The following is a 25,505-nucleotide window of genomic DNA, read 5'->3' as shown; positions in this document are numbered from 1 at the left end:
TTTATCGCTTGACTATGGCATGGCAAGACCGGATCGCGGCAGGCGCGCCCAAGTTTTGCGTGGCCTATCCCAAGCGGAATTATCCCTGCCGGCCGCGATCGGCCTGCGCCAGCCAGCGATCGCGGCTGGCGTCCGACACCAGACCCGCTGCATCGCGCGCGGCCAGCTGGCGGCGGATATCGCCATGGCGCCGCTCGTCGATCGGAAAGCCGTGGATTACAGCGGCAGAGATCACGTGGCCCAGCGCCGGCCCCAGGGCAAACAGCCATTTGAGATGTTCCAGCACACCGGCCGGATTGGTCCCGCGCGGATCAAACCCGATCCAGGCGGCCAGCGGCAGGGCCACACCGATCGCCAGGGCAACCCCCGCCTTGTCAGACAGCGAGAACACCGAAAAGAACAGGCCGATGCGGTCCTCGCCGGTGCGCAGGCGATGATAATCGGCCACGTCCGCCACGATCGAGCGCAACATGAGATTGCCCGAACCCTGCGCCAGCCCCTGCGCCACGGTCAGGGCCAGCAGCAGCGCGACCGAGCCCGGCGCCAGCGCGAGCAGCGCCAGGTTGATCGCCACCTGGGTCAATTCCCCGGCAACGGCGGCGCGTTCCTTGCCCACGCGGCGGCCGATCGCCAGCCACAGCGGGCAGGCAAAGATGCCGAACACATATTGCAGCAGGAACAGCCCCGGCGCCCAGGCGGAATGGCCCATGTAAAAGCTGATGAAGAACACGAACAATGCGGTGCGCACGCCCTGCGCCAGCCGCACGGCAAAGTTCGAGGCCAGCACGCGCAGCAGCATGCCTTCGCCAAACACCAGGCGCAGCGTGTGCCACACCCGCACCGGGTCTTGCGCGCCGGCCGGCGGCGGCGGTTCGGGCAGCGCACGAATGCCCAGCGGCAAGGTGATCAGCAGCAGGGCAAAGACCATCGCCCCCATCGCCGCCAGTTCCAGCCGGGGTTGCCCGGCCAGCCGGGTGACCAGCAGGCTGGGCAGGACCAGCGCCAGCAACAGCGCCACGCAGGTCAGCGCCTGGCCATAGGTGGTGATGCGCGTCCGCTCGTGATAAGCGCCGGACAGTTCGCCCATCCAGGCGGCCAGCGGCGTCGCCATCATCGAATAGCCCAGATAAAGCACGAACAGCGCCGCCGACAGCGCCAGCGGGCCAAACCAGGTGGGCGGCAGGAACACCGGCACCGCGCCCAGCGCAAAGATCGCGGCCCCCACCGCAATCCACGGCCGGCGGCGGCCCCAGCGGCTGCGCGTGCGGTCAGACAGCAAGCCGATCGCCGGATCGATCACCGCATCCCACAGCCGCGCCAGCAGGAAAATCACCCCCACCGTACCCAGCGAAAAGCCGAACGCGCTGGCATAGAGCGGCGGAACATAGGTGCTGAGCGGCACTTCCACCGCGGCCAGCGGCATGCCCAGGCTGGAAAAGGCGATCAGCCGTGCCGGGCCAAGCCGCGTGGGCGCCGCAGTGGGCGGCGCGCGCCGGGCGGCATCGAGGGCAAGCGTGCTCATGCAACAAGCTCCTTCGTCTGGGGGGAAAGCGGCGCGGGAAAGCCGGCATCGGGCCGCGCCAGGCCAAGGTTTTCGCGCAAGGTGGCGCCTTCGTATTCCTGGCGGAACAGACCGCGCCGGCGCAGTTCGGGCAGGACCAGTTCGATCACATCATCGAGCCCTGCGGGAAAGATCGGCGCCAGGATGTTGAAGCCGTCTGCCGCGCCATCCTCGAACCACGCCTGAAGTTCGTCGACCACTTCGGCCGGCGTGCCTACCAGCACGAGATGCCCGCGCGCGGCCGACATGCGCGAGACCAGCTGGCGCACGCTCAGGCCCTGCTCCAGCGCAAGGTCGTAAAACAGCTTTTGCCGGCTTTGCCACCCTTGCGTGAACGGCGGCGGTGGTGGCGGCGCGTCGAGATCGACCGTGGTCAGATCCCAATCGAGGAACGTGCGGATCGAGGCGAGCGCGCCGGCCACATCGACAAAGGCCTGCAAGCGCGCCAGCTTGGCCTCGGCCTCTGCCCGCGTGGGCGCAACATAGATGCTGACACCGGGCATCACCAGCAGGCTATCGCGCGACCGGCCTAGTGCCTGCGCCTTGTCCTTGAGGCCTTGGGCAAAGGCGCGCGCTGCGGCGCGGCTTTGCTGCGCGGTAAACACCACCTCGGCGGTGGCGGCGGCCAGCGCCTGGCCATCATCAGACGATCCGGCCTGAACGATCACCGGATGTCCCTGCGGCGGTCGCCCGGTCTGCAACGGGCCGGCCACGCGGAAGTGATTGCCAGCATGATCCACACGGCGCAACCGTGCCGGATCGTAATAGCGGCCGCTGGCCTTGTCGGCCTGGATGGCATCGTCGGCAAAGCTGTCCCACAGCTGCTTGACCACCGCCACATGCTCGGCCGCGATGGCATAGCGCGCGGCGTGCGCGAGTTGATGGTCCAGCCCGAAGTTCGCCGCCTCGGCATCGCTGCCCGATGTGACGAGGTTCCACCCGGCCCGGCCGCCGGAAAGCTGGTCGAGCGCGGCAAACTTTCGCGCGACATGATAGGGCTGGAGATAGGTGGTGGAGACCGTGGCGATCAGCCCGATATGGCTGGTGTGCGTGGCCAGGGCCGACAGCAGCGTCAGCGGCTCTCCGGTATAGACAGGTGCGGTATAGCTGATCGCCTCGGGCGTGGCGCCGAACAGCGCCACGTTGTCGGCCAGGAACACGGCATCGAACTTTGCAGCTTCGGCTTTTTGCGCCAGATCGCGCCAGTATTCGAACCGGAACGGCGCGCGCGGATCGACATCGGGATGGCGCCAGGCGGCGGCATGATGCCCTACGCCGAACAGGAAGGCGCCCAGCTTCATCTGGCGTTTGCCGCCGGCCTGGCGATGTGCGGTATCGTGGCTCATGGTCAAAACGTCCGCGTGATGGTGCCGCCGAACGTGCGCGGATTGCCATAGACCTCGATCACCGGGGCCGAGGCACTGGCCGCGCCATAGGAGACGGCATAGCGTTCGTTGGTCACGTTCTTGGCCCAGGCCTGAAGCTGCCAGCGGTTGTCCTGCGTGCGCAGGCCCAGCCCGACGTTGGTGATCGCCACCGGCGCCTGCCAGCCATAGACCGAGCGCGGGTTGATATAGGCAATCCGGCTTTTCCAGCTGGTGTTGGCATAGCCGGTGAGGTTCCATTCCCCACCGATCGGCTGATCAAGATCGATCCCGCCCTGCACCGTCCACTTGTTGGAACCGGCCACCTGATAGCCGGTGAGCGACAGGGGCCGCGCGGCGCCGCCATTGGCCAGCTGGAATTCCAGCGGCGCGGGCGCATCGGCATAGTCCAGGTACTTGGCATCGTTATAGGCAAGGTTCGCGTTGAACCCCAGCGCCGGCACCGGGCGCCAGGTCGCCTCGAACTCGAACCCGCGCAGCCGCACCTTGCCCACGTTGGCGAGATAGGTGCCGAACGAGGCATTGGCCTGGTCGACGCGGGTGCCCTGATAATCGGTGATCGTGTTGTTGTAGAGGTTGAGGTTGACGGTGGCCTTGCCGCCGGCCCAGCTGGTCTTGATCCCGGCCTCGAAATCGGTGGACTTTTCCGGTCGGGTGATCACCAGCGCGGCCTGGCTCGCCGTGGCCGAAGTATTGGCCGCGCCCGATTTTTCGCCATGGCTGGCCGAGGCATAGAGCAGCACGTTGGGCGTTACCTGCCACGCCGGATTGACCAGCCAGGCCAGCGAGCCACGGCTGACCTGGTTGGCCAGCGTATAGGCGCCGGCCGCGCTGCCACTGGTGCCACCCAGGTTGTTGAGCAGCCCCTGTCGCGCCGTGGCACCGGCGGGATTGAGCGCGCCGGTGCCCAGGGCATAGCCGGCAATATTCACCTGCTTCTTCTCCCAGGTATAACGCAGGCCGCCGGTGAGCGAGAAGGTGGACGTGAGGTGCGCGGTCACCTGGCCAAAACCGGCCAGGCTATCGATCGTCAACCGGCCATCGCGGTCATACTCCAGCCCGTCGATGAACGAGGACGGCACCCCTGCCCCCAGGAAAAACGTCGAGGCGTCTGATCCGAAGATCGTGCGCAGATTGCTGCGCAGCTTTTCGTGCAGGTAAAACGCGCCCACCTGCCAATCGATCGTGCTGCCCTTGGCCGAGGCGAGCCGCAGTTCCTGCGAATACTGATTGACATCAACATCATAGCCCGCACGGTAGATATCCAGCGGAGTGTAGTCGCTGTCGTTATAGGGGCGGAAATAGAGCCGCCGCCACGCGGTAACGCCGGTCAGGTTCACCCCGCCCAGATCCCAGTTGATCTCGTTGGAAAGACCATCGGTCTTGGCGATCAGGCGATCCTGGTTGTTGAGGTTGGCGTTGTAGGGGCCGTTGAGATTGGGGGTATAGCCAAACCGCGCCAGCTTGGCGCTCCAGCTACCGGCGCGCGGCGAATTGACCGTGCCATCGAGGTTCAGGTTCTGCGTCACGTCCGCCACCGGCGGGTAGAAATTGTTGTATTCGTTGGATTCGTAATGTTCGGCGATCAGGCGCGAGGAAACGTTGGCGCTGGGCGTGAACAGCAGTTGCCCGCGCGCCGACCAGCGGTGGTTGCCCAGCAGCTTGACGCCGTTATAGGCATTGGTGATCCAGCCCCCGCCCTTGCTTTCGGCAAAGGTCAGCCGATAGGCCAGCTTGTCATCGATGATCGGCCCGGTGGCATTGGCGCGCAGCTGCACCGCATCGTAATTCCCATAGGTGGCTTGCAGCGTATAGGAAGGCTCGAACTGGGGCTTGGCCGTCTGCACGATCACCGCGCCGATCGTGGTGTTCTTGCCCAGCAGCGTGCCCTGCGGCCCGCGCACCACCTGGATGTTTTCCAGGTCGACGAAATCGAGCCAGGAAAAGCCCACGTGGGTGAAGAACACGTTGTCCACGATCAGGCCAACGCCGCCTTCGGCGCCATCGTTGCTGGCATTGCCGCCCAGCCCGCGAATGTAGAGACCGGAAACGCGGGTATTCTGTTGCAACGCGCCGAAATTGGGCACGCGCAGGGCAAATTCGCTCACCCGCTCGATCCGCTTGGAGGTCAGCTCCGCACCGGAAATGGCTGAGATGGCCAGCGGCACGTCCTGCAGCCGTTCTTCGCGGTGGCGGGCGGTGACGGTGATGGCATTGGCATCGGGCACATCCGGGCTGGCTGGGTCGGCGACCGGTGCCGGCGCCTGTTCGGCCGGCGCCGCCGCCGTTTCGGCAGCCTGGGCCAAGCCTGGCAAGGCCAGTGCGGTGGAGGCGAGCAGCAGCGCGCCCAGGCCCGTGGCCGGGCGGGTGGCATGGAAAATCGACATGAAAAGCGGTCCCTCATGGACTGAAGGCGCAAGGCGGCCTGCCGCGTGCGGGGCATCGCCGCGCGGCCTTGCGCAATCTGGATATGATTATGGTCAGGCCCAGGCGCAGCCGTGGTCTGCACGGTGGCTGGGCGCGGGCATTATGCCGCTATCGTGTGCATTGCATCGTATCACCCCTGAAACAGCGGGGAACACGAAGCCTGGCGATGTCGCCCCAGCGTTCGCGCGCTTTAGCCGTTGGTAACGCGGAGCAAGCTGCTTCCCGATCAAAAGCCGCGGGCCCGTGGCGGCCGCTGAGGGCCGGCGCAGCATCGGGCCAGGCCGCTGCGTCTTGATCTCTATTTATTTGATAGACTTTTTACCGTCAAGCGATGGCGTGGGATGGAAGCGGCAAAGCAATTCTTGGGCACGGCCAAGCCAGGGTGCCCCCAACGGTTCCCTGCCCTTTCGGGAACCGCGCGGCCCGCCCGCTGGTTTTGGGAAACAGTCCAGCAATCAAACCAGAAAGAACCGCGGCCATGGACCGGATTTTCACCGCATTTGCCAATCGCGTTTCGGCCTTGGCGGGGCAACCGGCGAGTTTCGCGCTGGCCACGCTGATCATCGTCGTCTGGGCCGTGTCGGGCCCGATCTTCGCCTGGTCAGACACCTGGCAGCTGGTGATCAACACCGGCACCACCATCGTCACGTTCCTGATGGTCTTCGTCATCCAGAATGCGCAAAACCGCGATGCTGCGGCGATGCAGGCCAAGCTAGACGAGCTGATCCGCGCCCTGGAAGGCGCGCGGGGCGATTTCATCGGGATCGAGCATCTGTCCGACAGCAAGATTTCCAACATTCGCACCGCGCTGGAACAGGAAAGTGGCTGCGATACTGACCGAGCCAGTGTCGAAGAAAGCGTGGAGGTGCTGCTGCGCCGCCGCTGACAATTGCAAATGACACGATTGGCGACAAAAAGCGCACAGACATGCCCTTTTTATCAATGGCATCACCTGCATCAAACTCTTTCAGATGAAACCGCCTTCGTCTAGGTTGCGCGCCGTTGAGGGGTCAACAAGGATGAATGCAACTGTGAAACTTCGCATGATGGTCTTGGCATCGACGGCATTGGCCGTGGCGATGCAGCCGGCCCTGGCCTCTCCGGCGTCTCGCGCAAAGGCGGCACCCGCTGCCGCCAGCGCTCAGAGCGGGCCGATTGGCGGCTGGGGTGTCGATCTTTCCGGGCGCGATCTTTCGGTCAAGCCAGGCGATGATTTCGATACTTACGCCAACGGCAAGTGGAAGGCGCGCACGCCCATTCCCGAAGACCGGCCCAACATCGGCACGCTTGCCCTGATCGACGAGCAAGTGCAGGCGCAGATGAAGGATCTGGTCGCCGCCATGCCCGCGACCAGCCAGGTCGGCGCACTCTATGCCAGCTTCATGAACGAGGCCGCGGTCGAACAGCGCGGCCTTGCCCCGCTCCAGGCCGATGTTGCCAAGGTCATGGCGATTGCCGACAAGACCGCCTTCGCCCGCGCCATGGGCGGCGCCGAGGGCAGCTTTGGCATCAGCCTGGTCGATTATGGCGTGGGACCAGATACCGCCGATGCGGGGCTCAACGTGCTTTCGCTGGGCCAGAGTGGCCTGGGCCTGCCCGAACGCGATTATTACCTCAAGCCCGCATTCGCGCCGCAGCGCGAGGCCTATGTCGCCTATATCACCCGCACGCTGCAGACGCTGGGCGTGGCCGATCCGGCAGCAGCGGCCGCAAAGATCATGGCCTTTGAAACCGAGATCGCCACGCGCAGCTGGGATATCGCCCGCCGCCGCGATCGCAGCGCTACCAACAACCCGATGTCATCGGCCGAATTTGCCGCCTATGCGCCCGGGATCGACTGGACGGCCTTCTTTGAAGGCGCGCACATCGCCCCGCAAAGCCGCATGATCGTGCGCGAAAACACCGCGATCCGCGATCTGGCGGCGCTCTATGCCAACACCCCGCTCGACACGCTCAAGCTGTGGCAGGCATTCCACGTGGCCGACCAGGCTTCGCCCTATCTGACCAAGGCGATGGTCGACAGCCGCTTTGCCTTCACCCGCACGCTTACCGGCGTGGGCCAGCTCAAGTCGCGGTGGAAGCGCGGGCTGGATCTGGTCAACAGCCAGTTGGGCGAAGCGGCCGGCCAAGCCTATGTCGCGCGCTATTTCCCGCCATCGTCCAAGGCGCGGATGCAGGAACTGGTCGCCAACCTGCGCGCCGCCTTTGAAAAGCGCATTGCCGCCAATCCGTGGATGAGCGCGCCGACCAAGGAGGCCGCGCTTGCCAAGCTGGCGCGGATCGACGTGATGGTCGGATACCCGGATATGTGGCGCGATTATTCGGCGTTGGTGATCAAGCCTGACGATCTCTACGGCAATGTGACCCGCGCCGCGCGCTTCAATGCCGACTATGCGATGGAAGACCTGGGCAAGCCGGTGAACCGCAAGAAGTGGGGCATGAACCCGCAGACGGTGAACGCCTACAACGGCGGCGCCAAGCTGCAGATCGTGTTCCCCGCAGGCATTCTCCAGCCGCCGCTGTTTGATCCGCGCGCCGATGATGCCGTGAACTATGGCGCCACGGGCGCGATCATCGGCCACGAAATCAGCCACAGCTTTGACGATCAGGGCCGCAAGATCGACGCCAAGGGCGCCATCTCCGATTGGTGGACGCCCCAGGATGCCGAGCGTTTCGAGGCGGAAGCCAAGGTGTTTGGCGATGAATATGCCCGCTTTGAAGCGGCGCCAGGCGCCTTCATCAATCCCAAGCTGACGATGGGCGAAAATATCGCCGATCTTGCCGGCTTGCAGGTTGCGCTTGATGCCTATCACAAGTCGCTGGGTGGCAAGCCGGCGCCGGTGATCGACGGTCTGACCGGCGACCAGCGCTTCTTCCTCTCGTTCGCCCAGGCCTGGCGCGCCAACCAGCGCGTGGATTCGCTGCGCAACCAGGTCACCACCGACCCGCACAGCCCGGCCCGCTTCCGCATCCTCGGGCCGCTGCCCAACATCGAAGCGTGGTACCAGGCCTTTGGCGTCAAGCCGGGCAACACCATGTATATTCCGCCCGAAAAGCGCGCAAAGCTGTGGTGAGCTAGGTAGAAAAAAGCCCCCTCCTCTTTAGAGGAGGGGGTTTGGGGGTGGTGCGAGGCCATGCGCAAACGCGCGCCTGCACCATTCGAATTTTCAGCTAAATCCGCTGGTCAACAGCAAATTTCAGGGGTGGTTTCCACCACCCCCAACCCCCTCCTCTGAAGAGGAGGGGCTTTTTTTATGCCTCAGTCCAGCTTGGCGCGGATCTTGGCGATCAGCTTGGCGATGCGATCGGCCGCTTCGGTGAAGGTTTCCACATCGGCGCGGTTGTTGTTGCCGCGCGCTTCCTTGGCGGATTCGAGATAGCCTTCCAGGTCAACTTCCAGCGCGTCGACGATCATTTCGCCTTCATCTTCGCTCAGCGTCAGCTTGATGGTCTTGTCCACAATCGGTTCCTTGGGGTTTTCGGAATGGAAAACCCCGGCCAGCCTGCGCCAGCCGGGGTCGAGATAGTAAAATCCAGCGCCGGCTCAGGCCGCCAGGCCGTGGCAGTGCTTGTACTTCTGGCCCGAACCGCACGGGCATGGCGCGTTGCGGCTGATGCCCTGGCCGGCATAGGGATCTTCGCCCGCCGCCACAGTAGCGCCCGTCGCTTGGCCGCCACCCAGCGCGCCGAGCATGGCGGCAGCGCCAGGCACCTGCGGCATGGCATCGTTTTCACCGGTGAACGGATCGATATGACTGGTCAGGAAATCGGGCAGTTCGGGCAGCTGGAAGTCTTCCATCGGCTGCATGCGGATTTCGCTGATCATCAGGATGCGGGTCACGTCCTCGCGGATCGCGTCGAGCATCTTTTCGAACAGGCCAAAGGCTTCCTGCTTGTATTCATTGATCGGCGTCTTTTGCGCATAGGCGCGCAGGAACACCACCTGGCGCAGCGCATCGAGCGTGGCCAAGTGTTCCTTCCAGTGGTGGTCGAGGCGTTCGAGCAGGATCGACTTTTCCAGGTTGCCCCACGATGCGCGGTCCACCGTGTCGAGCTTGGCCGCCATGTGCGCATCGGCCAGCGCGATCAGGCGCTCGCTGATCAACTCGGCTTCCACCGCGTCTTCTTCCAGCCAGTCATCGAGCGGCGGCGTCATGCCCAGCACGTCGGCCACGCGTTCCTTGAGGCCGGCGATATTCCACTGTTCGGGATAGGAGCCCGGCGGGCAGGCATCACCAACCATGGCGTTGATCGTGTCGTGGCGCATATCCACCACCACATCGTCCACCGCATCGGCATCCATGATGTCGGCGCGCTGCTCGTAGATCACCTTGCGCTGGTCGTTCATCACGTCGTCGTATTCGACAACCTGCTTGCGGATATCGTAGTTGCGCGCTTCCACCTTCTTCTGCGCGGTCTCGATGGCCTTGGACAGCCACTTCGAGCCGATCGCCTCGCCATCGGCAAGGTTGGAATTCATCATGCGGGCAAACAGCGTGTCGGGCCCGAAGATGCGCAGCAGATCGTCTTCCAGGCACAGGTAGAACTTCGACAGGCCCGGGTCACCCTGGCGGCCCGAACGGCCACGCAGCTGGTTGTCGATGCGGCGGCTTTCGTGCCGCTCGGTGCCGATCACGCAGAGGCCACCGGCTTCCAGCACCTTGGCCTTTTCCGCATCGATTTCGGCGGCCATGCGCGCAATCGCGGCATCGCGCTCCGGCCCTTCGGGCACGTCGCGCAGCTCGTCCTCCATGCGGAATTCCAGGTTGCCGCCCAGCTTGATGTCAGTGCCGCGCCCGGCCATGTTGGTGGCGATGGTCACCGCGCCAAGGCGGCCGGCCTGGGCCACGATGTGCGCTTCCATTTCGTGGAAGCGGGCATTGAGCACCGCGTGCTTGACGCCTTCGCGGTTGAGGAACTCGCTGAGCAGTTCCGACTTTTCGATCGACACGGTGCCGACCAGCACCGGCTGGCCGATCTCGTTCTTCTCGCGGATCAGCTTGGCGATCGCGGCAAACTTGTCGAGCGTGTTCTTGTAGAACTCGTCTTCCTCGTCCACGCGCTGCACCGGCACGTTGGTGGGAATGGTGACGACATTCATCTTGTAGATTTCGAAGAACTCGGTCGCCTCGGTCGCGGCCGTCCCGGTCATCCCCGAAAGCTTGGGATACATGCGGAAGTAGTTCTGGAAAGTGATCGAGGCCATGGTCTGGTTTTCAGGCTCGATCTTGACGCCTTCCTTGGCCTCCACCGCCTGGTGCAGGCCATTGGACCAGCGCCGGCCATCCATCATGCGGCCGGTGAACTCGTCGATGATGATGACCTTGTCGTCCTTGACGATGTAGTCGATGTCACGCTTGAACATGACATTGGCCTTCAGCGCCTGGTCGAGATGGTGCACCACCATGGTGTTTTCGACGTCATAGAGGTTGGAGCCAACCAGCAGGCCATCTGCCTCCAGCGCGCGCTCCACCCATTCCACACCGTCTTCGGTCAGGGTGATGCTCTTGGTCTTTTCGTCGGCTTCATAGAGCGACGGGTCGATCTGCTTCACCACCGCATCGACCGAGATATAGAGGTCGCTCTTGTCGTCGGTGGGGCCGGAAATGATCAGCGGCGTGCGCGCCTCGTCGATCAGGATCGAGTCCACTTCGTCGACGATCGCATAGTTGAACGGCCGCTGCACCATCTGCGAGCGTTCGTGCTTCATGTTGTCGCGCAGGTAGTCGAAGCCCAACTCGTTGTTGGTGGCATAGGTGATGTCGGCCTCATAGGCCTCGCGCCGCTCATACTCGTTGAGATTGGGCACGATCACGCCGACCGTCAGGCCAAGGAACTTGTAGAGTACGCCCATCGTCTCGGCGTCGCGCTTGGCGAGGTAGTCGTTCACGGTCACGACGTGAACACCCTTGCCTTCCAGCGCATTGAGATAGACCGCCAGCGTCGCCACCAGGGTCTTGCCTTCGCCGGTGCGCATTTCGGCGATTTCGCCACGGTGCAGCACCATGCCGCCGATCATCTGCACGTCAAAGTGGCGCATGCCCATGGTGCGCACGGCCGCTTCGCGCACCGTGGCAAAGGCTTCGGGCAGCAGGTCATCGAGGCTGGCGCCCGCTTCGAGGGCAGCGCGGAACTTCACCGTCTGCGCGGCAAGCTGCTCGTCGCTCATCGCCTGCACTTCCGGCTCGAAAGCGGCGATCTTCTTCACCTGCTTGTCGAGTGACTTGACGTAGCGATCGTTGGACGAACCGAAAATGGACTTGGCAAGGGCGCCGAGCATGGCGGTGTTTCCTGTTATGCGAATGGGTATGGCAAGTGCCGGGCGCGGGCCGTGATAAAATTCGGGCGCGCATCGGGCCGGCAACGCGAAAGTCAGGGATTGGTGCCCGCAACGGGGCAGCAGCGCGGCTTATTCGCGCGCGCGGTCGCTGCGATAGGTGGCGGTGCTGGCCAGCGCGAACGGCGCAAACATCGCCGGCACGGCCTGCTGCGCCACGTCGAAAACCGGGCGCGCAGCGCGCACCCGCGCCGCCTGGACCACGCAATGCGCGGCCACCGGGGCCACTGCCAGCCCGGCATGCTCGGCGCCCGCCACTTCGGTGCGCGTGGTGGCATTGGCCACCTCGGGCAGCGACAGGCCGCTGAGCAGGGCAAACAGGACAAGCAAAAAGCGCATTGCGATGGGAGATAGGGAACGGCTCGCCGCGCGTAAAGCGCAATCGGCAGATTTTGATTCAACCCAAGCGCTGGAACGCACGCTCAGGACGCATCGTCCACGGCGATGGTAAAGGTTACCGTCACCCGCTTGGCAACGGTTCGGCCGGTCGTGTCCTTTGCCGGGGCAAACCGCTTGCCCACGGGGCAGGAAATCAGGCCGGTCCCCGGCGCGACCTCATGCCATCCACCGCCATTTTCAGACGCCTCGCAGCGCAACACCTTGCCGTCGGCACCAACCACGAACGCCATTTGCTGCTTGGTGGGCGCCGGAACAACATTGAGGCCGTTGCCGCCTCCCCCACCGGGCAGGCGCCAGTTGATGGAACTGCGAAAGGTATCGCCCACAGGCTTGCCATGCTTGGTGCCGGGCACGAACCGCGCCCGTGCCATCAGTATCCGGCACGTGGTATCATCCAGCTGCGACGAACCGCTGCTTACCGTCACTTCGCACGTAGTGGGCATGCCGGTGGTGTCATAGGTCAGCGCAAAGTGGACTGCGCCCTGTTCGGCATTGCGCAGTGCGCTGGCCGGATAATCCGCCGCCGAGATCCATGTCCCGGGATTGGTGACAGGCCGCCCCGGGGTCGAGTCTTGCGCCAGCGCCGGCATCCCGATCAGCAAACCGATGGCCAGGCTCGTCGCCGTCAGTTTCCGCGCCATTGCCCCGTTCCCTGTCCCTGATGCGTTGTAGCCACCGTGATGATGCGCGAACGCGGGCGCGTCAACCGGGATGGCGCGGTTCATGGCACATCGTCGACCGCAACGGAAAACGTGGTGGTCACGCGCCGCGCCACGGGCTTTCCGCCAGCATCGCGCGGAATGGGGAATGTCTTGCCAGCCGGACAGGCGACCAGGCCGGAGCCAGCTGCCACCTCGTGTCGTTTGCCATCGTTTTCCACCGCCTCGCACCGCGCCACCGTGCCATCGGCGGCAATGGTATAGACCAGTTGGCCCTTGTACGCGGTCGGCAGGGTGCGCGGCGTGTCGGTATCATCGTCGTCGTCCCCGTTGTCGGGAATGCTCCACCGCACCGAACTGGTATAGGCGCTCGCCACCGGCTTGCCATTGCGGGTGCCGGGTATGAAGCTGGCCCGCAACAGCAACACCCGGCACGTGGTGGCGTCGAGATCGGCATAGCCGCTGCTTGCCGTCACCTCGCAATCGGTCACCTTGCCCGTTTCGTCATAGGTCAGGCGGAAGCCGGTTGTGCCGGTATCATTGTTGCGCAGCGCCGCAGGAGGATAATCGTCAGGCAAAACCCATTGCCCGGCATCGCCATTGGGCTTGGCCGGTGTTTCGACCGGCGGGCGCGATCGCGGGCGCGCCATCGCCGCACCCGGCGCGCAGAGCATTACTCCCAAGCCGATCAAGACCGCGTGGCGCATCGCATGCTGCATGTGTCTGTTTCCCCGTTTCACGGCAAAGTGATGCCGGTGCCACATTCTTGCGTCAATTGTCTGCCCAGCGGCGTGCCGCGGCCGGCTCAGCCATGGACGGCGGGAAATCGAATCGCTAGGGAACGCGGCCATGTCAGACGCCGTTTCCCCGCTCGCCTCGCCCTTCCCCGCCCTGCCCGCGATTGCCGGCGTGACCCCGCGCGTGGCCCGTGCCGGGTACAAGGATTGGGGACGCTGTGACCTCACCTATGTGGAGCTGGACGAAGGCACGGCCGTGGCCGGTGTGTTCACCCGCAATGTGTGCTGTTCCTCGGAAGTGGAGCTGGGGCGGCAGAATGTAGCACAAGGCGCCGCGCGCGCGCTGGTGGTCAATGCCGGCAATTCCAACGCCTTTACCGGCTATCGCGGGCGCGAGGCGGTAGAAGCGATTATGGACCAGGTCGCCACGCACCTGGGCTGCGCGCGCGAGGCAGTGTTCGTCTCGTCCACCGGCGTGATCGGCGTGCCGCTGCCCAAGGACAAGGCCCGCGCCGGGATCGAGGCCGCACTGCTGGCCACGCCCTGCACCTGGGAAGAGGCGGCCAACACCATCGGCACGACCGACACCTTTGCCAAGGGCGCCACGGCCACCGCAATCGTGGGCGATACCACGGTAACACTGTCGGCGATCATCAAGGGTTCGGGCATGATCGCGCCCGACATGGCGACGATGCTGGGCTATATCTTCACCGACGCGGCAGTTTCGCCCGCGTTCCTGCAGGAATGCCTGTCGGCCGCGAACCAGCGCACGTTCTCGTGCATCACGGTCGACAGCGATACTTCCACCAGCGACACGGTCATGGCCTTTGCCACCGGCAAGGCGGGCAACGCCCTGCTCACCAGCCGGGACGACGTAGGCGGTGAAGCCTTTGCCGCCGCGCTGGAGCAGGTGTGCCGCGAACTGGCGCATCTGGTGGTCAAGGATGGCGAAGGCGCGCAGAAGTTCATTGCCGTGGCCGTTTCCGGCGCTGTTTCCGACGAAAGCGCCCGCCGCGTCGGCCTGGCGATTGCCAATTCGCCGCTGGTAAAAACCGCCATTGCCGGGGAAGACGCCAACTGGGGCCGCGTCGTCATGGCCGTGGGCAAGGCCGGCGAACCGGCCGACCGCGACCGCCTGTCGATCGGCTTTGGCGGCACCTGGGCAGCCAAGGACGGCCAGCCACTCGCCGATTATGACGAAGCGCCGGTGGCTGCGCACCTCAAGGGCCGCGAAATTTCGATCGAGGTCGACCTGGGCCTCGGCCAGGGCCGCGCCACGGTGTGGACCTGCGACCTGACGCACGGCTATATCTCGATCAACGCCGATTACCGGAGCTGAGCGGCCATGCTGATCATCTGGGGCCGGATCAATTCGCACAACGTCAAGAAGGTGGTCTGGGGCGCGCACGAATGCGGCCTGGATTTCGAGCGGCGGGATATGGGCGGCAGCTTTGGCTATACGCCTGAATACCTGGCAAAGAATCCCAACCGCCTGGTGCCGATGATCGAGGACGGCAGCGTGACGGTGTGGGAATCGAACGCGATCCTGCGCTATCTGTTCGCCGCCCATGCCCCGCAGCTGTGGCCCGCCGATCCGGCAATCCGCGCGCAGGGCGACCAGTGGATGGACTGGCAGTTCCTCTATGCCGACGCGCAGCGCGATGCGTTTCTGGGCTGTGTGCGCGGCGGCAAGGATGGCAGCGATCCGGTAGTGGCCAAATCTGCCACCGCCTGTGCCACGCTGATGGCGATGGTCGATGCGCAGTTGGCGCGCCAGCCGTTCCTGTCGGGCGACAGCTTTGGCGTGGCCGATATCCCCATGGGCACCTATGCCCACACCTGGTTCAGCCTGCCGATTGAACGGCCGGCCCTGCCCCATGTGGAGATGTGGATGGAACGGCTGCGCACCCGCCCCGGCTTCCAGGCCATTGCCGCGGTGCCGTTCTCATGAGCTGGACGCCCGAGATCGACGCTGCCGTCAGCGCGCTGATCGCCCGCGTGGCGCAGGAAGCCATCGCGCCGCGCTATCGCCAGCTTTCAGAGGCTGACGTGATCAACAAGGCCGTCAACGACGTGGTCACCGTGGCCGATACCCACGCGGAACGACTGCTGAGCGAGGGGCTCGCCACGATCCTGCCCCAGGCCACTATCGTGGGCGAGGAAGCCGCCCATGCCGACCCGGCGCTGATGGAACGGCTGGGCGATGGGCTGTGCTGGATCATCGATCCGCTCGATGGCACCAACAATTTCGCTGCGGGCAAGCCGCCGTTTGGCGTGCTGATCGCGCTGGCCGAGCATGGGCAGTGCGTGGCGGGATGGATTCACGATGTGCCATCCGGCCGGCTGTGCACCGCGCAACTGGGCCGGGGCGCGTTTGTGAATGGCAAGCCGGTGCGCGCCACGCCCACCAGCCAGGTGCCGCCGGTCGCGGCGATTTCCACGGTATTCATGGACGCGGCCCAGCGCGAGGCGATGCGCCAGCATATCCTGCCGCATTACAGCGTGGTGGACATTCCGCGTTGCGCGGCCGAGCAATATCCGCGCCTGGTGCTGGGGGTGAACGATGTCTCGATTTTCGAGCGCACCCTGGCCTGGGACCATGCCGCCGGGGTATTGTTCGTCAACGAGGCCGGCGGCAAGGCCGCACGGCCCGATGGGCGGCCCTATCGCGTCGATCAATTGGGCGAAAAGGGCCTGATTGCCGCCAGCACGCCGGCGCTGTTCGATGCCATGGCCGAACGGCTGGCGGGTTTGCCGGGCTAGTCTGCCTTCCCAAGGGGCTTCAACAAGCTCAGCCCGAACGGTTCAGAGGAAAATTCCTTGTTCCGTTCGCCCTGAGCCTGTCGAAGGGCGCGAGCACAGCGCCCGCTGACCATTACAGAACGCTTTCCAGCCAACCCTTGAGCTGGCTCTTGGGCGCGGCGCCCAGCTTCTGCGCCACCGGCTTGCCATCCTTGAACAGGATCAGCAGCGGAATCGACTGCACGCCGAAATCGCTGGCGATGGTGGTGTTTTCCATGATGTCCACCTTGGCGATGGTCACCTTGTCAGCCAGTTCTTCGGCGATTTCTTCCAGCGCCGGGGCGATCATCTTGCACGGGCCACACCAGTCGGCCCAGAAATCCACCAGCACGGGCTTGTCGGACTGAAGGACTTCGGTGGAAAAGCTGGCGTCGGTGACGGCTTTGGTCGACATGAACGAAACTCCGTTGATCAGTTGGGATGGTATCTAGGATTTGCCGCGCGCTTGGCAACCGGGATGCGCGAAAGGTTTGTTGGGGGCGCCCCTGCAAAAGCTATGTCGCGGCCATGGGGTGGTGCCGCGCCAGAACTTCTGCGGGAATGGCGATCAGTTGCGGGGCGTGGGTATAGAGCAGCGCCGCCTCCACCACGCGATCGGGATGGATCGTGGCCAGCGCGGCGGCATAGGCCGCCATCTGCCGCAGATAGGCCGCCGGAACATCCGCCAAGCTGGCCGGCGGACGCCGCGCCGTCTTGAAATCCACAATCAGCACGCGATCGGGTGCGATCAACAGGCGATCGATCGTGCCCGATACCACGCGGCCTTCGACCACGGCGGCCAGCGGCACTTCGGCCAGCGATCCGGGGCCGAATACCGCCTGCCAATCGGGATGATCGAGCACGGCAAGCGCGGCACGCAGCATGTCGGCATGGGCATCAGCGTCAAATTCCGCGCCCTGCCGCGCCAGCCAGGCCAGCGCCGCCTCCGCCCGCTCGCCCGGCGCCACGGCAGGCAGCCGCTCGATCAGCTTGTGGATCAAAGTGCCGCGCCGCGCCGCCAACAGCGCGCCAGGCCCAGGCCGCGTGGGCGGATCGGGTGCCTCGTCCTCGCCCAGCGCCGATGGCGCCAGCGGGCGCGGTGGGCGCGGTTCGGGGCCGATCGGGGTGGTAAGCCAGGGCGGCAGCAGCGGCAGCCCCAGGTTTTCGACCGTGCGCGGCGCCTCCACCACCGGCGGACCGGGTATGCCGATGCTGCGCGCGCCGTCCCAGATGGCGTCCGGCTCCCACGCCTCGTCCTCGCCGAACAAGGGGGCAAGCTGGGCATACCAGCTATCGGCGGGCAGTTCCTTGCGCGAGGGTGGCCAGGCGCCAGCGATGAACAGAGCCTCTTCGGCACGGGTCAGCGCGACATAGAGCAAGCGCCAATGTTCCGCGCGCTCTTCCCGTGCAGCCTGCTCTTCTGCGGCGCGGATCGGCGGAGCCTTTTCTTCCTTGCGCAACGCGGGCAGCGGCACGCTGCGCGGGCGCTGGCCCGGCCCGTGCTCCACCAGTTCGCTGCCCCGCGCCAGGGCCGCATCGGGATCATCGGCGGCATCGGCCAGAATCACGATCGGCGCCTGCAGCCCCTTTGATCCGTGCACGGTCATTACCCGCACCAGATCGGCGGCCTGCCCCGCCTCGCGCTTCAATTCGCCATCGCCGCTGTCGAACCATTGCACAAAACCGACCAGGCTGGGCACCTGGCCCGTGGCATAGGCCATTGCGGCGTTGAGCAGTTCGTCGATCGGATCGTTGGCCTCACGCCCCAGCCGCGCCACCAGCTTGAAGCGTGCCCGCCACGGCCCCACCAGCAGCCAGTGCAGCAGTTGCGCTGGCGGTTCGAAATCGGCGCGGCGCAACAGGTCGAGCAATTGCTCCACCGTCTGCACGGTCGCGGGATCGCGGCTGTGCGCCAGATGCGTCCACAGCCGCACGCCATCCTTGCGATAGCCGCGCTCGAGCAGGTCTTCCTGGCTCCACGCGATCAGCGGCGACACCAGCAGGTTGGCGAGGTTAAGATCATCGAGCGGCTGCGCGCAGAACCGCAGCGCGGCCATCAGATCCTTCACCGCCAGCGGCGCGCCCAGCCGCAGCCGGTCCACCCCCGCCACCGGCACGCCGCGCGCATGCAGGCGCGCCACGATCAGCCCGGCCAAGTCCTTGCGCTTGCGCACCAGGATCATCACGTCGCCCGCACGGGCGTTGCGCGGGGTGCCCTTGTGCAGCGGAAATCCCGTATCGAGCCATTGCCGCACCTGGCGCGCCAGCCGGTCGGCCAGATCGCGATCGGGGCGCGAGAGCCAGTTTTCGCCGCCCTCCTCGCCCGCTTCGGGCAGCTCTTCTTCGTCCCCGTCGCCCTCGCCCACCGGCCGCCACAGCCGCACCAGGCCCGGCCGCACATCCCCCACATGGGGTTCGGGCGCTTCGGGCAGGCCAAAGCGATCAGGGCCGATGGCGGCAATCGCGCGGTCGACAAAGGCCAGGATCGGCATCGCCGTGCGATAGGACTGCCCCAGGCCGAGCGAGAGCAGCGCGCGCTCGGGCTCGTCCATCGCCTCGGCCAGGCCAGCCAGTTCGCGCCGCACCCGCTCGCGCGCCTTGGCAAAGTTTTCCGGGCTCGTGCCCTGGAAACGGAAGATCGCCTGCTTGTAATCGCCCACCACGAACAGCGTGCGCGGGTCTCGCTGGCTTTGTCCCTGGCCGGAAAAGAAATCCTGCACCAAGCCATCGAGCACGATGCGCCACTGCGCCTCGTTGGTATCCTGCGCCTCGTCCACCAGCACGTGATCAAACCGGCGATCGAGCTTGTAGCGAATCCAGTCGGCCGTGGTGCGTTCGGTCAACAGCGCGGCGGCGGTGCGGATCTGGTCGTCGAAATCGATGAAGCCTTCGCGCGCCTTCGCCGCCTCCCACGCCAGGGCAAAGCGCCGCCCCACGGTGAGCGCGGGATCGAGCAGCGCCGCCAGATTGACCAGCGCGAGGCGATCGCGCAGCGCCGTAATCCCGGCGATAACCCTCGCCTGGTAATCGGCATAGGCCGGCTCGTGCTTATCCAGGTTGCGGGCAGATTTCGCCTCGCCCTTGGTCGTCAGGAACAGCTTGGCAAAATCGTCGATCCCCGCGAGGCGCGCCTGCGGATCGGCGGCGAGCCAATCGCCCATTATGTTTGCAGCCGTCGCGCCAGTCGGCGTGCCCCAAGCCGCATTGGCGGCCATGCAGCACCGCACCGAGGCTACGTCAAACGCATCGTCGGCACAGAGCGCAGCCACGCCGCTGCCATCCTCGTCTGCCGCCAGGCCCAGCATCTGGTTGATGCGCGGGCGCAGCGGCGGCCGCCACGCGCCCGGTTCCTGCCACAGGTCTATCGCCTTGGCACAGCGCAGCAGAAAGCCGATGACGCTGCCCTGGTCCATGCGCAGCGCCAGATGGGCCAGCGCATCGAGCAGGCCCTCGTCACCCGCTTCCTCTGCCTCCACCAACATCTGCGCCAGCACTTCGCGCACCAGCAGTTCGCGATCGCGGTCTTCCATCGCGCGGGTGCCGGGCAGCAGGCCCGATTCCACTGGAAAGGCCGAGAGCAGCCATTGCGAAAAGGCGTGGATCGTTTCGATGCGCAGGCCGCCGCCCGGGCAATCGAGCACGGCGGCAAAGCGGCTGCGCGCCCGCGCCAGGGTTTCCGGCCGCGCGTCGGCGCCGATCGCCTCCAGTTCCTGGAACAGCGCCAGATCGTCCAGCCGCACCCAGCGCGCCAGGACATCGTTGACGCGGGTGGCCATTTCCGCCGCGCCCGCCTTGGTAAAGGTCAGGCACAGGATATTTTCCGGCTCCACCCCGTCTTGCAGCAAAAGCCGCAGCACGCGCGCCGAAAGCACCTGGGTCTTGCCTGTGCCGGCCGAAGCGGACAACCACACCGTGCGATGCGGCGCCACCGCGCGCGCCTGGTTGCCCTTGAGGGGATAGACCTTGCTCATGCGCTCTCGCCCCCGCCGCGCCCCTGCCACTCTTCCAGCCGCATGAGTTGGTCATAATCGGCATAGCTGGGCAAATCGGGATTGAGCCGCGCGACGAACGGCTCGTTGCCCAGAATCCAGCGAGCAATCGCCTCGTCCAGAAAGCGGCGGGTTTCGGGCAGGAAATCCTCGCGCGGGATGCCCGATTTGCGCCGACCTTCCAGGATCGGCTCTTCACGATAGCCAAAGCCGCGCTCGCGGTTGCGCGCCAGCGACCAGTATTCAAAGCGGGTCGGCTCGCCCTCCACGGTCACGCGGCCGTCCTTGTCCTTGAAGCCGCCAGCCTGGGCGATCAGGCCGACGAGCCCCAGTTGCAGGGCAAAGCCTTCCTGCACCATCCGCCCCGATGGCGGCGTGCCGGTCTTGTAGTCGACGACCGCCAAGGTGCCATCGGGCAGCAGGTCGATGCGGTCGGCCCGGCCAAAGATGCGGATGCCATTGACCTGCGTATCGCCCCAGCATTCGAACGCGGCCACGCGGCGCCCTTCGGCGAGAAGGCTTTCCTGCTCATCCTCGATCCAGGCGAGCGCGGCAGTCAGGCGCGGGCGCCACAGGCTGCGCATGAACGGGTGCGCGCTCATTTCCGCCAGCTTGCGCTCGGCCAGCGGCACCAATTCGCCCGGCGGAGCCCCGGCCTGGTGCCACTCTTCGAGAATGGCGTGCACCGCTGTGCCGCGCCAGGCCGGGGTGGGATCGGCATCGCGCGGGTCCAGGCTCCTGAGGCCAAGAATGGCCGAGGCATAGAACTGATAGGGGTCTGACCGCAGGCGGTCGAGCGCGGTCACGGCAATATCGACGCGGCGTTGCTGCGGCGATGGCATGGGGCGCGGGCGCGGATAGGCGGCGGCCTGGGGCGCGGCATCGAGCGCCTGTGCCAGGTCGACCGCGTCGCGTTCCCACGCCACGCCATCTTCGCCCAGCATCGCGCGGATGCGCAGCAGGAAGCGCGACGGGATCGCCGGTCCACCCGCGTCCCGCTCGGCAAAGCTCAGCACCGCTTCCGGCGCACCCAGCATCGCGGCCAGATCGTGCGCGGCCAGGCCGATGCGGAAATCGGCGCCGGGAATGCCCAGCGCGCGCAGCACCGGCGGCGCCAGCAGCGGATCGGGCGCGGGCGATGCCGGCCACGATCCTTCGGTCATGCCCGCGCAGATCACCAGGTCGGCGCGGCTCATCCGCGCTTCGAGCAGGCCATAGATCGCGAGGCGCGGATGGCCGCCATAGGGCGGGCGCACCGAAATCTCGTCCATCGCATCGCGAAGCAGCGCGGGTAACTCGGCCGGATCGACCGGCAAGCCGCCGGCCTGCGCCGCCGCATCACGCCACTGTTCGACAAACTGCGCCAGGCACCGCCCATCGGCATTGGCCCAGAGCGCCGGGCCGCACAGCGCCTCTGCCATCTCGGCCAAGAGATCGATGCTGGCGCCCAGCGGCAGCGCGGCATGGCCGGCCAGCAGCGGCGCGAGCAGCAGTTCCACCCCATCCCACCACGCGGCAAGGCCGGGAAAGCGCTTGCCCCACTTGCGATCGGGATCGCGAATGGCATCGCGGATCGGCTCCAGCCCCGGCCCGGGACGCGGGCCGCGCAGCACCATGTCCAACTGGCGCACCCGCTCCAGCCAGGCGGCGCGGCCTTCGCCCGCCATGACCAGCGGATGGCCGAGCAGCGCCAGCAAGCCCACCGGCGCGGCGCGCTCTGCCCAGGCCTGCGCCAGTTGCAGGAGCAGGCGCCCGGCGACCGTCTGCGGCAGCGGGCGGCCGGCGGTATCATCGGCGGCAATGTTCCAGCGGCCGAGGTGGGCGATGACCCGCTGCGCCAGGCCGCGATCGGGGGTGACCACCGCCACCCGCCGTTCGGGCATGGCCAGAGCCTCGCGCACCAGCACGGCGATGGCCTGCGCCTCTTCCTCGGGATGGGCGCTGTGCATCAGGCGCACACCAGCGAGGCGCCGTTCGGCCGCCGCCAGCTTGACCCACGCCGTGCTCGCCTCGGGCGGCAGGAACAGGTTGGAAATGGCACGGCTGCGCGCCGGCGGGGCCGCGGCAATGCCGGCGCGGTGCCAGTTGCGCACATCGTCGCGCGACAGGCCCATGCGATGCAGCAGCAGTTTCAGGTGGTATTGCGGATGGGTGACCTGGTCGCCGCGGCCAAACGGCGGCCCGCCCGGCTCCTCGCTGGCGCCGGCCTGGCCCAGCGCGTCCCACACCTCTGGCTCCAAGGCCAGGTCAAGATCGGGCAGCACCACCGCGCCTTGCGGCAGATCGGCCACGGTACGCAGCAGGCGGGCGATCGCCGGCGCGGCAGAGGTGACCCCGGCGGCGATCACCGCATGGAGCGGCGGATCGGCGCGCCACGCCTGCGCCGCATGGGTCAGCAGCAGGTTGCGCCGCACCGGCGCATCCACTTGCCCGCGCGCATCCAGTTCGAACTGCCAGCGCACCTGCACCCGCGCGAACAGGCGCAGGCTGTCCTGCCAGTGTTCGGCCAGTTCGGGCAGCATGTCGATCATCAGCAACTGTTCGGGACTGACCTCTTCGGCAGCCAGCCGATCGAGCGACTGGGCGAGGCTGCGCGCCTGGCGCAGCAAGCCTGCCTCGCCCCGCACGATGCCCAGCGCGGCCAGTTCCTCGCGCAGAATCTCGGCCAGGCGCAGCAGGCGCACCACCGGATCGCAGGCCGGTGGTGCCACGGTCCCGCCGCCAAGGGGATCGAGCAGCGCGCCGAGCGTCTCGTCGAGATCGAGATCGCCCACCACCACCATGCGCGGCAGCAGAAGCCCGCCACCCGAGGCACGGATAAACGCCTCGGTCAGGTTGCGCACGGCGCGCTGGCTGGGCAACAGCAGCGTCAGCCGCGCCAGGCCAAACGTGTCTTCGCGGTAGCGCGGGATCAGCCCGGCGACCAGCGCATCGGCAAATCCCCGGTGCGCGGCAATGGTATAGACGCTGGGCCGGGCGGCGCCTGCCATCAGTATTGCGTCAGCGCGGCTTGGGTGGGGGCGATCATTTCCGGCGCGCCCACTTCATACCACAGCCCGGTGTGCGGCAGGCCATAAAGGCGCCCTTCGGCAATCGCCCGGTCCCACAGGCGCCCGGTGGAAAAGCTGCCTTGCGGTGCATCGCGCAACAGCCGGCGCGACACGATCTGGATGCCGGTAAAGATATAGGGCGCCACCCGCCCCGGCTTACGCCGCGAAACCAGGCCCATCTGGTCGATATGGAAATCGCCCATCCCGGTATAGTTGAACGCCTGCGCATGGCTGACCAGCAGCAGCAGCGCGTCCATCCGCTCCTCGTCCCAGAAATCGCCGAGCGCAGCAAAGGCATTGCGCGGCCCATCGAGCCAGATGTTGTCGCTGTTGAGACAGAAGAACGTGTCACGGTCGATCAGCGGCAGCGCCTTGACCAGCCCGCCGCCGGTTTCCAGCAAGGTTTCGCGCTCGTCAGACACCATCACCTTGGGCACGTCACGCGCCAAGACATGGGCCTCAAGCTGGTCGGCCAGGTAGTGCACATTGACCACGGCGCGGGTCACGCCGGCTTCGGCCAGCTTGTCGAGCGCATGGTCGATCAGCGGCTTGCCGGCCACGCGCACCAGCGGCTTGGGCCGCGTGACGGTCAGCGGCCGCATCCGCTTGCCGATGCCGGCGGCCAGCACCATCGCCGTGTCAGACACCAGCGGCTTGCGCGGATCGCGGCTCATTCGGCAAAGCTCCCACCCAGGCGCCCGGCCGGATCGCGCAGCTCTGCCGGGATATTGGCGTCAAACCACGCCGCCACCGGGGCCAGCGCGGGATGGGCCAGGTCGCGTTCCAGCATGGCCCAGACGCGGGGAATGTAATCGAGATAGCGCGGCTTGCCATCACGCTTCCACAGCCGCACGAAAATGCCCACGATCTTGGTATTGCGCTGCGCCCCAAGGCGGGCATAGTCCGCCCGGAAATCACCCTGTGGCTGCGCCTTGGCCAGGTAATAGTCCAGCATGCGCGCCTCAAGCTCGGGCGAAACGGTGCGCCGCGCATCCTGCAACAGCGATACCAGGTCATAGGCCGGATGGCCGGCCAGCGCGTCCTGGAAATCAAGCAGGCCTTGCTGATCCAGCCCGCCCAGCAGCATGATATTCTCGGCGTGATAATCGCGCAGCACGGTCACGCCGGGGCGCTGCGCCGGCAGCAACGGGGCCAAGACCTGTTCCCACGCCGCCTGGAACCCTGCCACATCGACATAGATCGCCCGCGCTGGGCAGAACCATTCGATGAACAGCCGCACCTCGCGCATGTATTCGGCCATGCCATAGGCGGTGAACGGCCCGGCCGGCAGCTGCGCCAGTTGCACCAGCGTATCGATCGCGGCGCGATAGACGGTGTCTTCGTCCTGCGGCCAGGCATCGACATATTCGCGCATGCGCGTGTCGCCAAAGTCTTCGAGCAAGACCCAGCCTTGGGCGGCTTCTTCGGCCAGGATTTCCGGCGCGCGCAGGCCATTGCCATCAAGCCAGCGCGCGGCGCGCAGGAATGGCTGCGGGTCTTCCTGCGGTGGCGGCGCATGCATCAGCATCGCGCTCTGCTCGCCCCGGCGCACGCGGAAATAGCGGCGGAAAGAGGCGTCGCCCGGCAAGGGTTCGATTCTTGCGCCCGTCCAGCCCGCGCGGGCGAGGAAAGCATCGATTCCGGCAGGAAGAGTGCTGGTCATGGCAGCCGCTCTAACCACCCCTTGCCGGCCAAGACAATGGCCTGCCGCCCGTTTTCCGCGATTTCCAGACGCAGCGTGAGGCAATCGGGCTCGTGCCCGAAACCGCCGGCATGATCAGGCCATTCGGCGATCAGCACCGCCCCATGGCGATAGTCATCAAGCCCGATCTCCTCGGCCTCTGCCGGGTGTTCCAGGCGATAGAAATCGGCATGGACCACTGGCAGGTGCACCTGCGGCGGATCATAGGTTTCGATGATGGTAAAGCTGGGCGACGGCACATCGCCGGCATAGCCCAGCGCGCGCAGCAATTCGCGCGCCAGCGTGGTCTTGCCCACGCCCAGTGTGCCTTCCAGCGCCAGCACGTCTCCGGGCCGCAGCTTTGCCGCGATACGGGTGGCAAGGGCCTGGGTGGCGGCGATATCGGGAAGCGGGATCGTGGTCATGGGGCATCGCGCTAGAGAGAAGCGGGACCCCGGATCAAGTCCGGGGTGACGGTAACCAGGGAAGTATGTCTATC

At 66.1% G+C, this 25,505-nt stretch carries 19 protein-coding genes; 5 read left to right on the top strand and 14 right to left on the bottom strand.

Annotation, left to right across the window (positions count from 1 at the left end):
* Window positions 1–79: 79 nt before the first annotated feature.
* The 3 genes from IP65_RS04815 to IP65_RS04805 are packed head-to-tail and all read right to left on the bottom strand — an operon-like array spanning window position 80 to window position 5,333.
* Window positions 80–1,522, bottom strand: a complete 1,443-nt coding sequence (locus tag IP65_RS04815) for an MFS transporter (protein ID WP_054131011.1) — start codon at window positions 1,520–1,522, stop codon at window positions 80–82.
* Window positions 1,519–2,907 carry an LLM class flavin-dependent oxidoreductase gene (locus tag IP65_RS04810; RefSeq protein WP_054131010.1) on the bottom strand — a complete coding sequence of 463 codons (1,389 nt, stop codon included), beginning with the start codon at window positions 2,905–2,907 and terminating at the stop codon, window positions 1,519–1,521. Before IP65_RS04810 ends, IP65_RS04815 begins: the two co-directional genes overlap by 4 nt.
* 2 nt (window positions 2,908–2,909) lie before the next feature.
* Window positions 2,910–5,333, bottom strand: a complete 2,424-nt coding sequence (locus IP65_RS04805; protein WP_054131009.1) for a TonB-dependent receptor — start codon at window positions 5,331–5,333, stop codon at window positions 2,910–2,912.
* Between the two features lie 518 nt (window positions 5,334–5,851).
* On the opposite strand from IP65_RS04805, the gene IP65_RS04800 reads away from it, so the two are divergent.
* On the top strand, window positions 5,852–6,259 hold the full coding sequence (locus IP65_RS04800) for a low affinity iron permease family protein (RefSeq protein WP_022674889.1): 408 nt from the start codon (window positions 5,852–5,854) through the stop codon (window positions 6,257–6,259).
* 145 nt (window positions 6,260–6,404) lie between these two features.
* Window positions 6,405–8,447, top strand: coding sequence for a M13 family metallopeptidase (locus tag IP65_RS04795; protein ID WP_231627558.1), 2,043 nt, complete (start codon window positions 6,405–6,407; stop codon window positions 8,445–8,447).
* Window positions 8,448–8,632: 185 nt separating this feature from the next.
* On the opposite strand, the gene IP65_RS04790 is transcribed toward IP65_RS04795, so the two are convergent.
* From IP65_RS04790 to IP65_RS04770, 5 genes are all read right to left on the bottom strand, one after another.
* Entirely contained in the window at window positions 8,633–8,833 is a 201-nt protein-coding gene (locus IP65_RS04790; RefSeq protein WP_022674887.1) for a hypothetical protein, read from the bottom strand.
* A gap of 84 nt (window positions 8,834–8,917) precedes the next feature.
* The gene (gene secA, locus IP65_RS04785; protein ID WP_054131008.1) at window positions 8,918–11,653 is read right to left on the bottom strand and encodes a preprotein translocase subunit SecA; all 2,736 of its coding nucleotides are present in this window, start codon (window positions 11,651–11,653) and stop codon (window positions 8,918–8,920) included.
* Between the two features lie 129 nt (window positions 11,654–11,782).
* The gene (locus tag IP65_RS04780) at window positions 11,783–12,049 is read right to left on the bottom strand and encodes a hypothetical protein (RefSeq protein ID WP_022674885.1); all 267 of its coding nucleotides are present in this window, start codon (window positions 12,047–12,049) and stop codon (window positions 11,783–11,785) included.
* A gap of 83 nt (window positions 12,050–12,132) precedes the next feature.
* On the bottom strand, window positions 12,133–12,750 hold the full coding sequence (locus tag IP65_RS04775; RefSeq protein ID WP_158441924.1) for an energy transducer TonB: 618 nt from the start codon (window positions 12,748–12,750) through the stop codon (window positions 12,133–12,135).
* Window positions 12,751–12,830: 80 nt separating this feature from the next.
* The gene (locus tag IP65_RS04770) at window positions 12,831–13,487 is read right to left on the bottom strand and encodes an energy transducer TonB (RefSeq protein ID WP_022674883.1); all 657 of its coding nucleotides are present in this window, start codon (window positions 13,485–13,487) and stop codon (window positions 12,831–12,833) included.
* Between the two features lie 130 nt (window positions 13,488–13,617).
* Between IP65_RS04770 and argJ the strand changes: the two genes are divergently transcribed.
* Genes argJ through IP65_RS04755 form a run of 3 tightly spaced genes read left to right on the top strand, consistent with a single transcriptional unit; the run spans window position 13,618 to window position 16,268 of the window.
* Complete coding sequence (argJ, locus tag IP65_RS04765; RefSeq protein WP_022674882.1) at window positions 13,618–14,844, top strand: bifunctional glutamate N-acetyltransferase/amino-acid acetyltransferase ArgJ; 1,227 nt, start codon at window positions 13,618–13,620, stop codon at window positions 14,842–14,844.
* A gap of 6 nt (window positions 14,845–14,850) precedes the next feature.
* Window positions 14,851–15,456 carry a glutathione S-transferase family protein gene (locus IP65_RS04760; protein WP_022674881.1) on the top strand — a complete coding sequence of 202 codons (606 nt, stop codon included), beginning with the start codon at window positions 14,851–14,853 and terminating at the stop codon, window positions 15,454–15,456.
* Entirely contained in the window at window positions 15,453–16,268 is an 816-nt protein-coding gene (locus IP65_RS04755; RefSeq protein ID WP_054131007.1) for an inositol monophosphatase family protein, read from the top strand. The genes IP65_RS04760 and IP65_RS04755 overlap by 4 nt, the downstream gene beginning before the upstream one ends.
* Window positions 16,269–16,380: 112 nt before the next feature.
* Here IP65_RS04755 and trxA read toward each other — a convergent pair whose 3' ends face one another.
* From trxA to tsaE, 6 genes are all read right to left on the bottom strand, one after another.
* A complete protein-coding gene (gene trxA, locus IP65_RS04750; RefSeq protein ID WP_022674879.1) occupies window positions 16,381–16,701 on the bottom strand; it encodes a thioredoxin in 321 nt (106 codons plus the stop codon).
* Window positions 16,702–16,801: 100 nt separating this feature from the next.
* Complete coding sequence (gene addA, locus IP65_RS04745) at window positions 16,802–20,257, bottom strand: double-strand break repair helicase AddA (RefSeq protein ID WP_054131006.1); 3,456 nt, start codon at window positions 20,255–20,257, stop codon at window positions 16,802–16,804.
* Window positions 20,254–23,265 carry a double-strand break repair protein AddB gene (gene addB / locus IP65_RS04740; protein ID WP_054131005.1) on the bottom strand — a complete coding sequence of 1,004 codons (3,012 nt, stop codon included), beginning with the start codon at window positions 23,263–23,265 and terminating at the stop codon, window positions 20,254–20,256. The genes addA and addB overlap by 4 nt, the downstream gene beginning before the upstream one ends.
* Window positions 23,265–23,999, bottom strand: coding sequence for a nucleotidyltransferase family protein (locus IP65_RS04735; RefSeq protein WP_022674763.1), 735 nt, complete (start codon window positions 23,997–23,999; stop codon window positions 23,265–23,267). The genes addB and IP65_RS04735 overlap by 1 nt, the downstream gene beginning before the upstream one ends.
* On the bottom strand, window positions 23,996–24,988 hold the full coding sequence (locus IP65_RS04730) for an aminoglycoside phosphotransferase family protein (protein ID WP_022674762.1): 993 nt from the start codon (window positions 24,986–24,988) through the stop codon (window positions 23,996–23,998). The genes IP65_RS04735 and IP65_RS04730 overlap by 4 nt, the downstream gene beginning before the upstream one ends.
* A complete protein-coding gene (gene tsaE / locus IP65_RS04725; RefSeq protein ID WP_054131004.1) occupies window positions 24,985–25,431 on the bottom strand; it encodes a tRNA (adenosine(37)-N6)-threonylcarbamoyltransferase complex ATPase subunit type 1 TsaE in 447 nt (148 codons plus the stop codon). The genes IP65_RS04730 and tsaE overlap by 4 nt, the downstream gene beginning before the upstream one ends.
* Window positions 25,432–25,505: the final 74 nt, after the last annotated feature.

Origin of the sequence: Novosphingobium sp. AAP1, assembly GCF_001295765.1 — a bacterium.
Taxonomy (GTDB): Bacteria; Pseudomonadota; Alphaproteobacteria; order Sphingomonadales; family Sphingomonadaceae; genus Novosphingobium; species Novosphingobium capsulatum.
Note: the sequence above shows the minus strand (reverse complement) of the source record. Positions and strands in the feature narration are given on the sequence as shown.

Excerpts from the sequence above, each read along its gene's own strand:
- IP65_RS04815 (WP_054131011.1), bottom strand. The coding sequence starts at position 1,522 with ATGAGCACGCTTGCCCTCGATGCCGCCCGGCGCGCGCCGCCCACTGCG.
- IP65_RS04810 (WP_054131010.1), bottom strand. The coding sequence starts at position 2,907 with ATGAGCCACGATACCGCACATCGCCAGGCCGGCGGCAAACGCCAGATG.
- IP65_RS04805 (WP_054131009.1), bottom strand. The coding sequence starts at position 5,333 with ATGTCGATTTTCCATGCCACCCGCCCGGCCACGGGCCTGGGCGCGCTG.
- IP65_RS04800 (WP_022674889.1), top strand. The coding sequence starts at position 5,852 with ATGGACCGGATTTTCACCGCATTTGCCAATCGCGTTTCGGCCTTGGCG.
- secA (WP_054131008.1), bottom strand. The coding sequence starts at position 11,653 with ATGCTCGGCGCCCTTGCCAAGTCCATTTTCGGTTCGTCCAACGATCGC.
- IP65_RS04780 (WP_022674885.1), bottom strand. The coding sequence starts at position 12,049 with ATGCGCTTTTTGCTTGTCCTGTTTGCCCTGCTCAGCGGCCTGTCGCTG.
- IP65_RS04775 (WP_158441924.1), bottom strand. The coding sequence starts at position 12,750 with ATGGCGCGGAAACTGACGGCGACGAGCCTGGCCATCGGTTTGCTGATC.
- IP65_RS04770 (WP_022674883.1), bottom strand. The coding sequence starts at position 13,487 with ATGCAGCATGCGATGCGCCACGCGGTCTTGATCGGCTTGGGAGTAATG.
- argJ (WP_022674882.1), top strand. The coding sequence starts at position 13,618 with ATGTCAGACGCCGTTTCCCCGCTCGCCTCGCCCTTCCCCGCCCTGCCC.
- IP65_RS04760 (WP_022674881.1), top strand. The coding sequence starts at position 14,851 with ATGCTGATCATCTGGGGCCGGATCAATTCGCACAACGTCAAGAAGGTG.
- IP65_RS04755 (WP_054131007.1), top strand. The coding sequence starts at position 15,453 with ATGAGCTGGACGCCCGAGATCGACGCTGCCGTCAGCGCGCTGATCGCC.
- trxA (WP_022674879.1), bottom strand. The coding sequence starts at position 16,701 with ATGTCGACCAAAGCCGTCACCGACGCCAGCTTTTCCACCGAAGTCCTT.
- addA (WP_054131006.1), bottom strand. The coding sequence starts at position 20,257 with ATGAGCAAGGTCTATCCCCTCAAGGGCAACCAGGCGCGCGCGGTGGCG.
- addB (WP_054131005.1), bottom strand. The coding sequence starts at position 23,265 with ATGGCAGGCGCCGCCCGGCCCAGCGTCTATACCATTGCCGCGCACCGG.
- IP65_RS04735 (WP_022674763.1), bottom strand. The coding sequence starts at position 23,999 with ATGAGCCGCGATCCGCGCAAGCCGCTGGTGTCTGACACGGCGATGGTG.
- IP65_RS04730 (WP_022674762.1), bottom strand. The coding sequence starts at position 24,988 with ATGACCAGCACTCTTCCTGCCGGAATCGATGCTTTCCTCGCCCGCGCG.
- tsaE (WP_054131004.1), bottom strand. The coding sequence starts at position 25,431 with ATGACCACGATCCCGCTTCCCGATATCGCCGCCACCCAGGCCCTTGCC.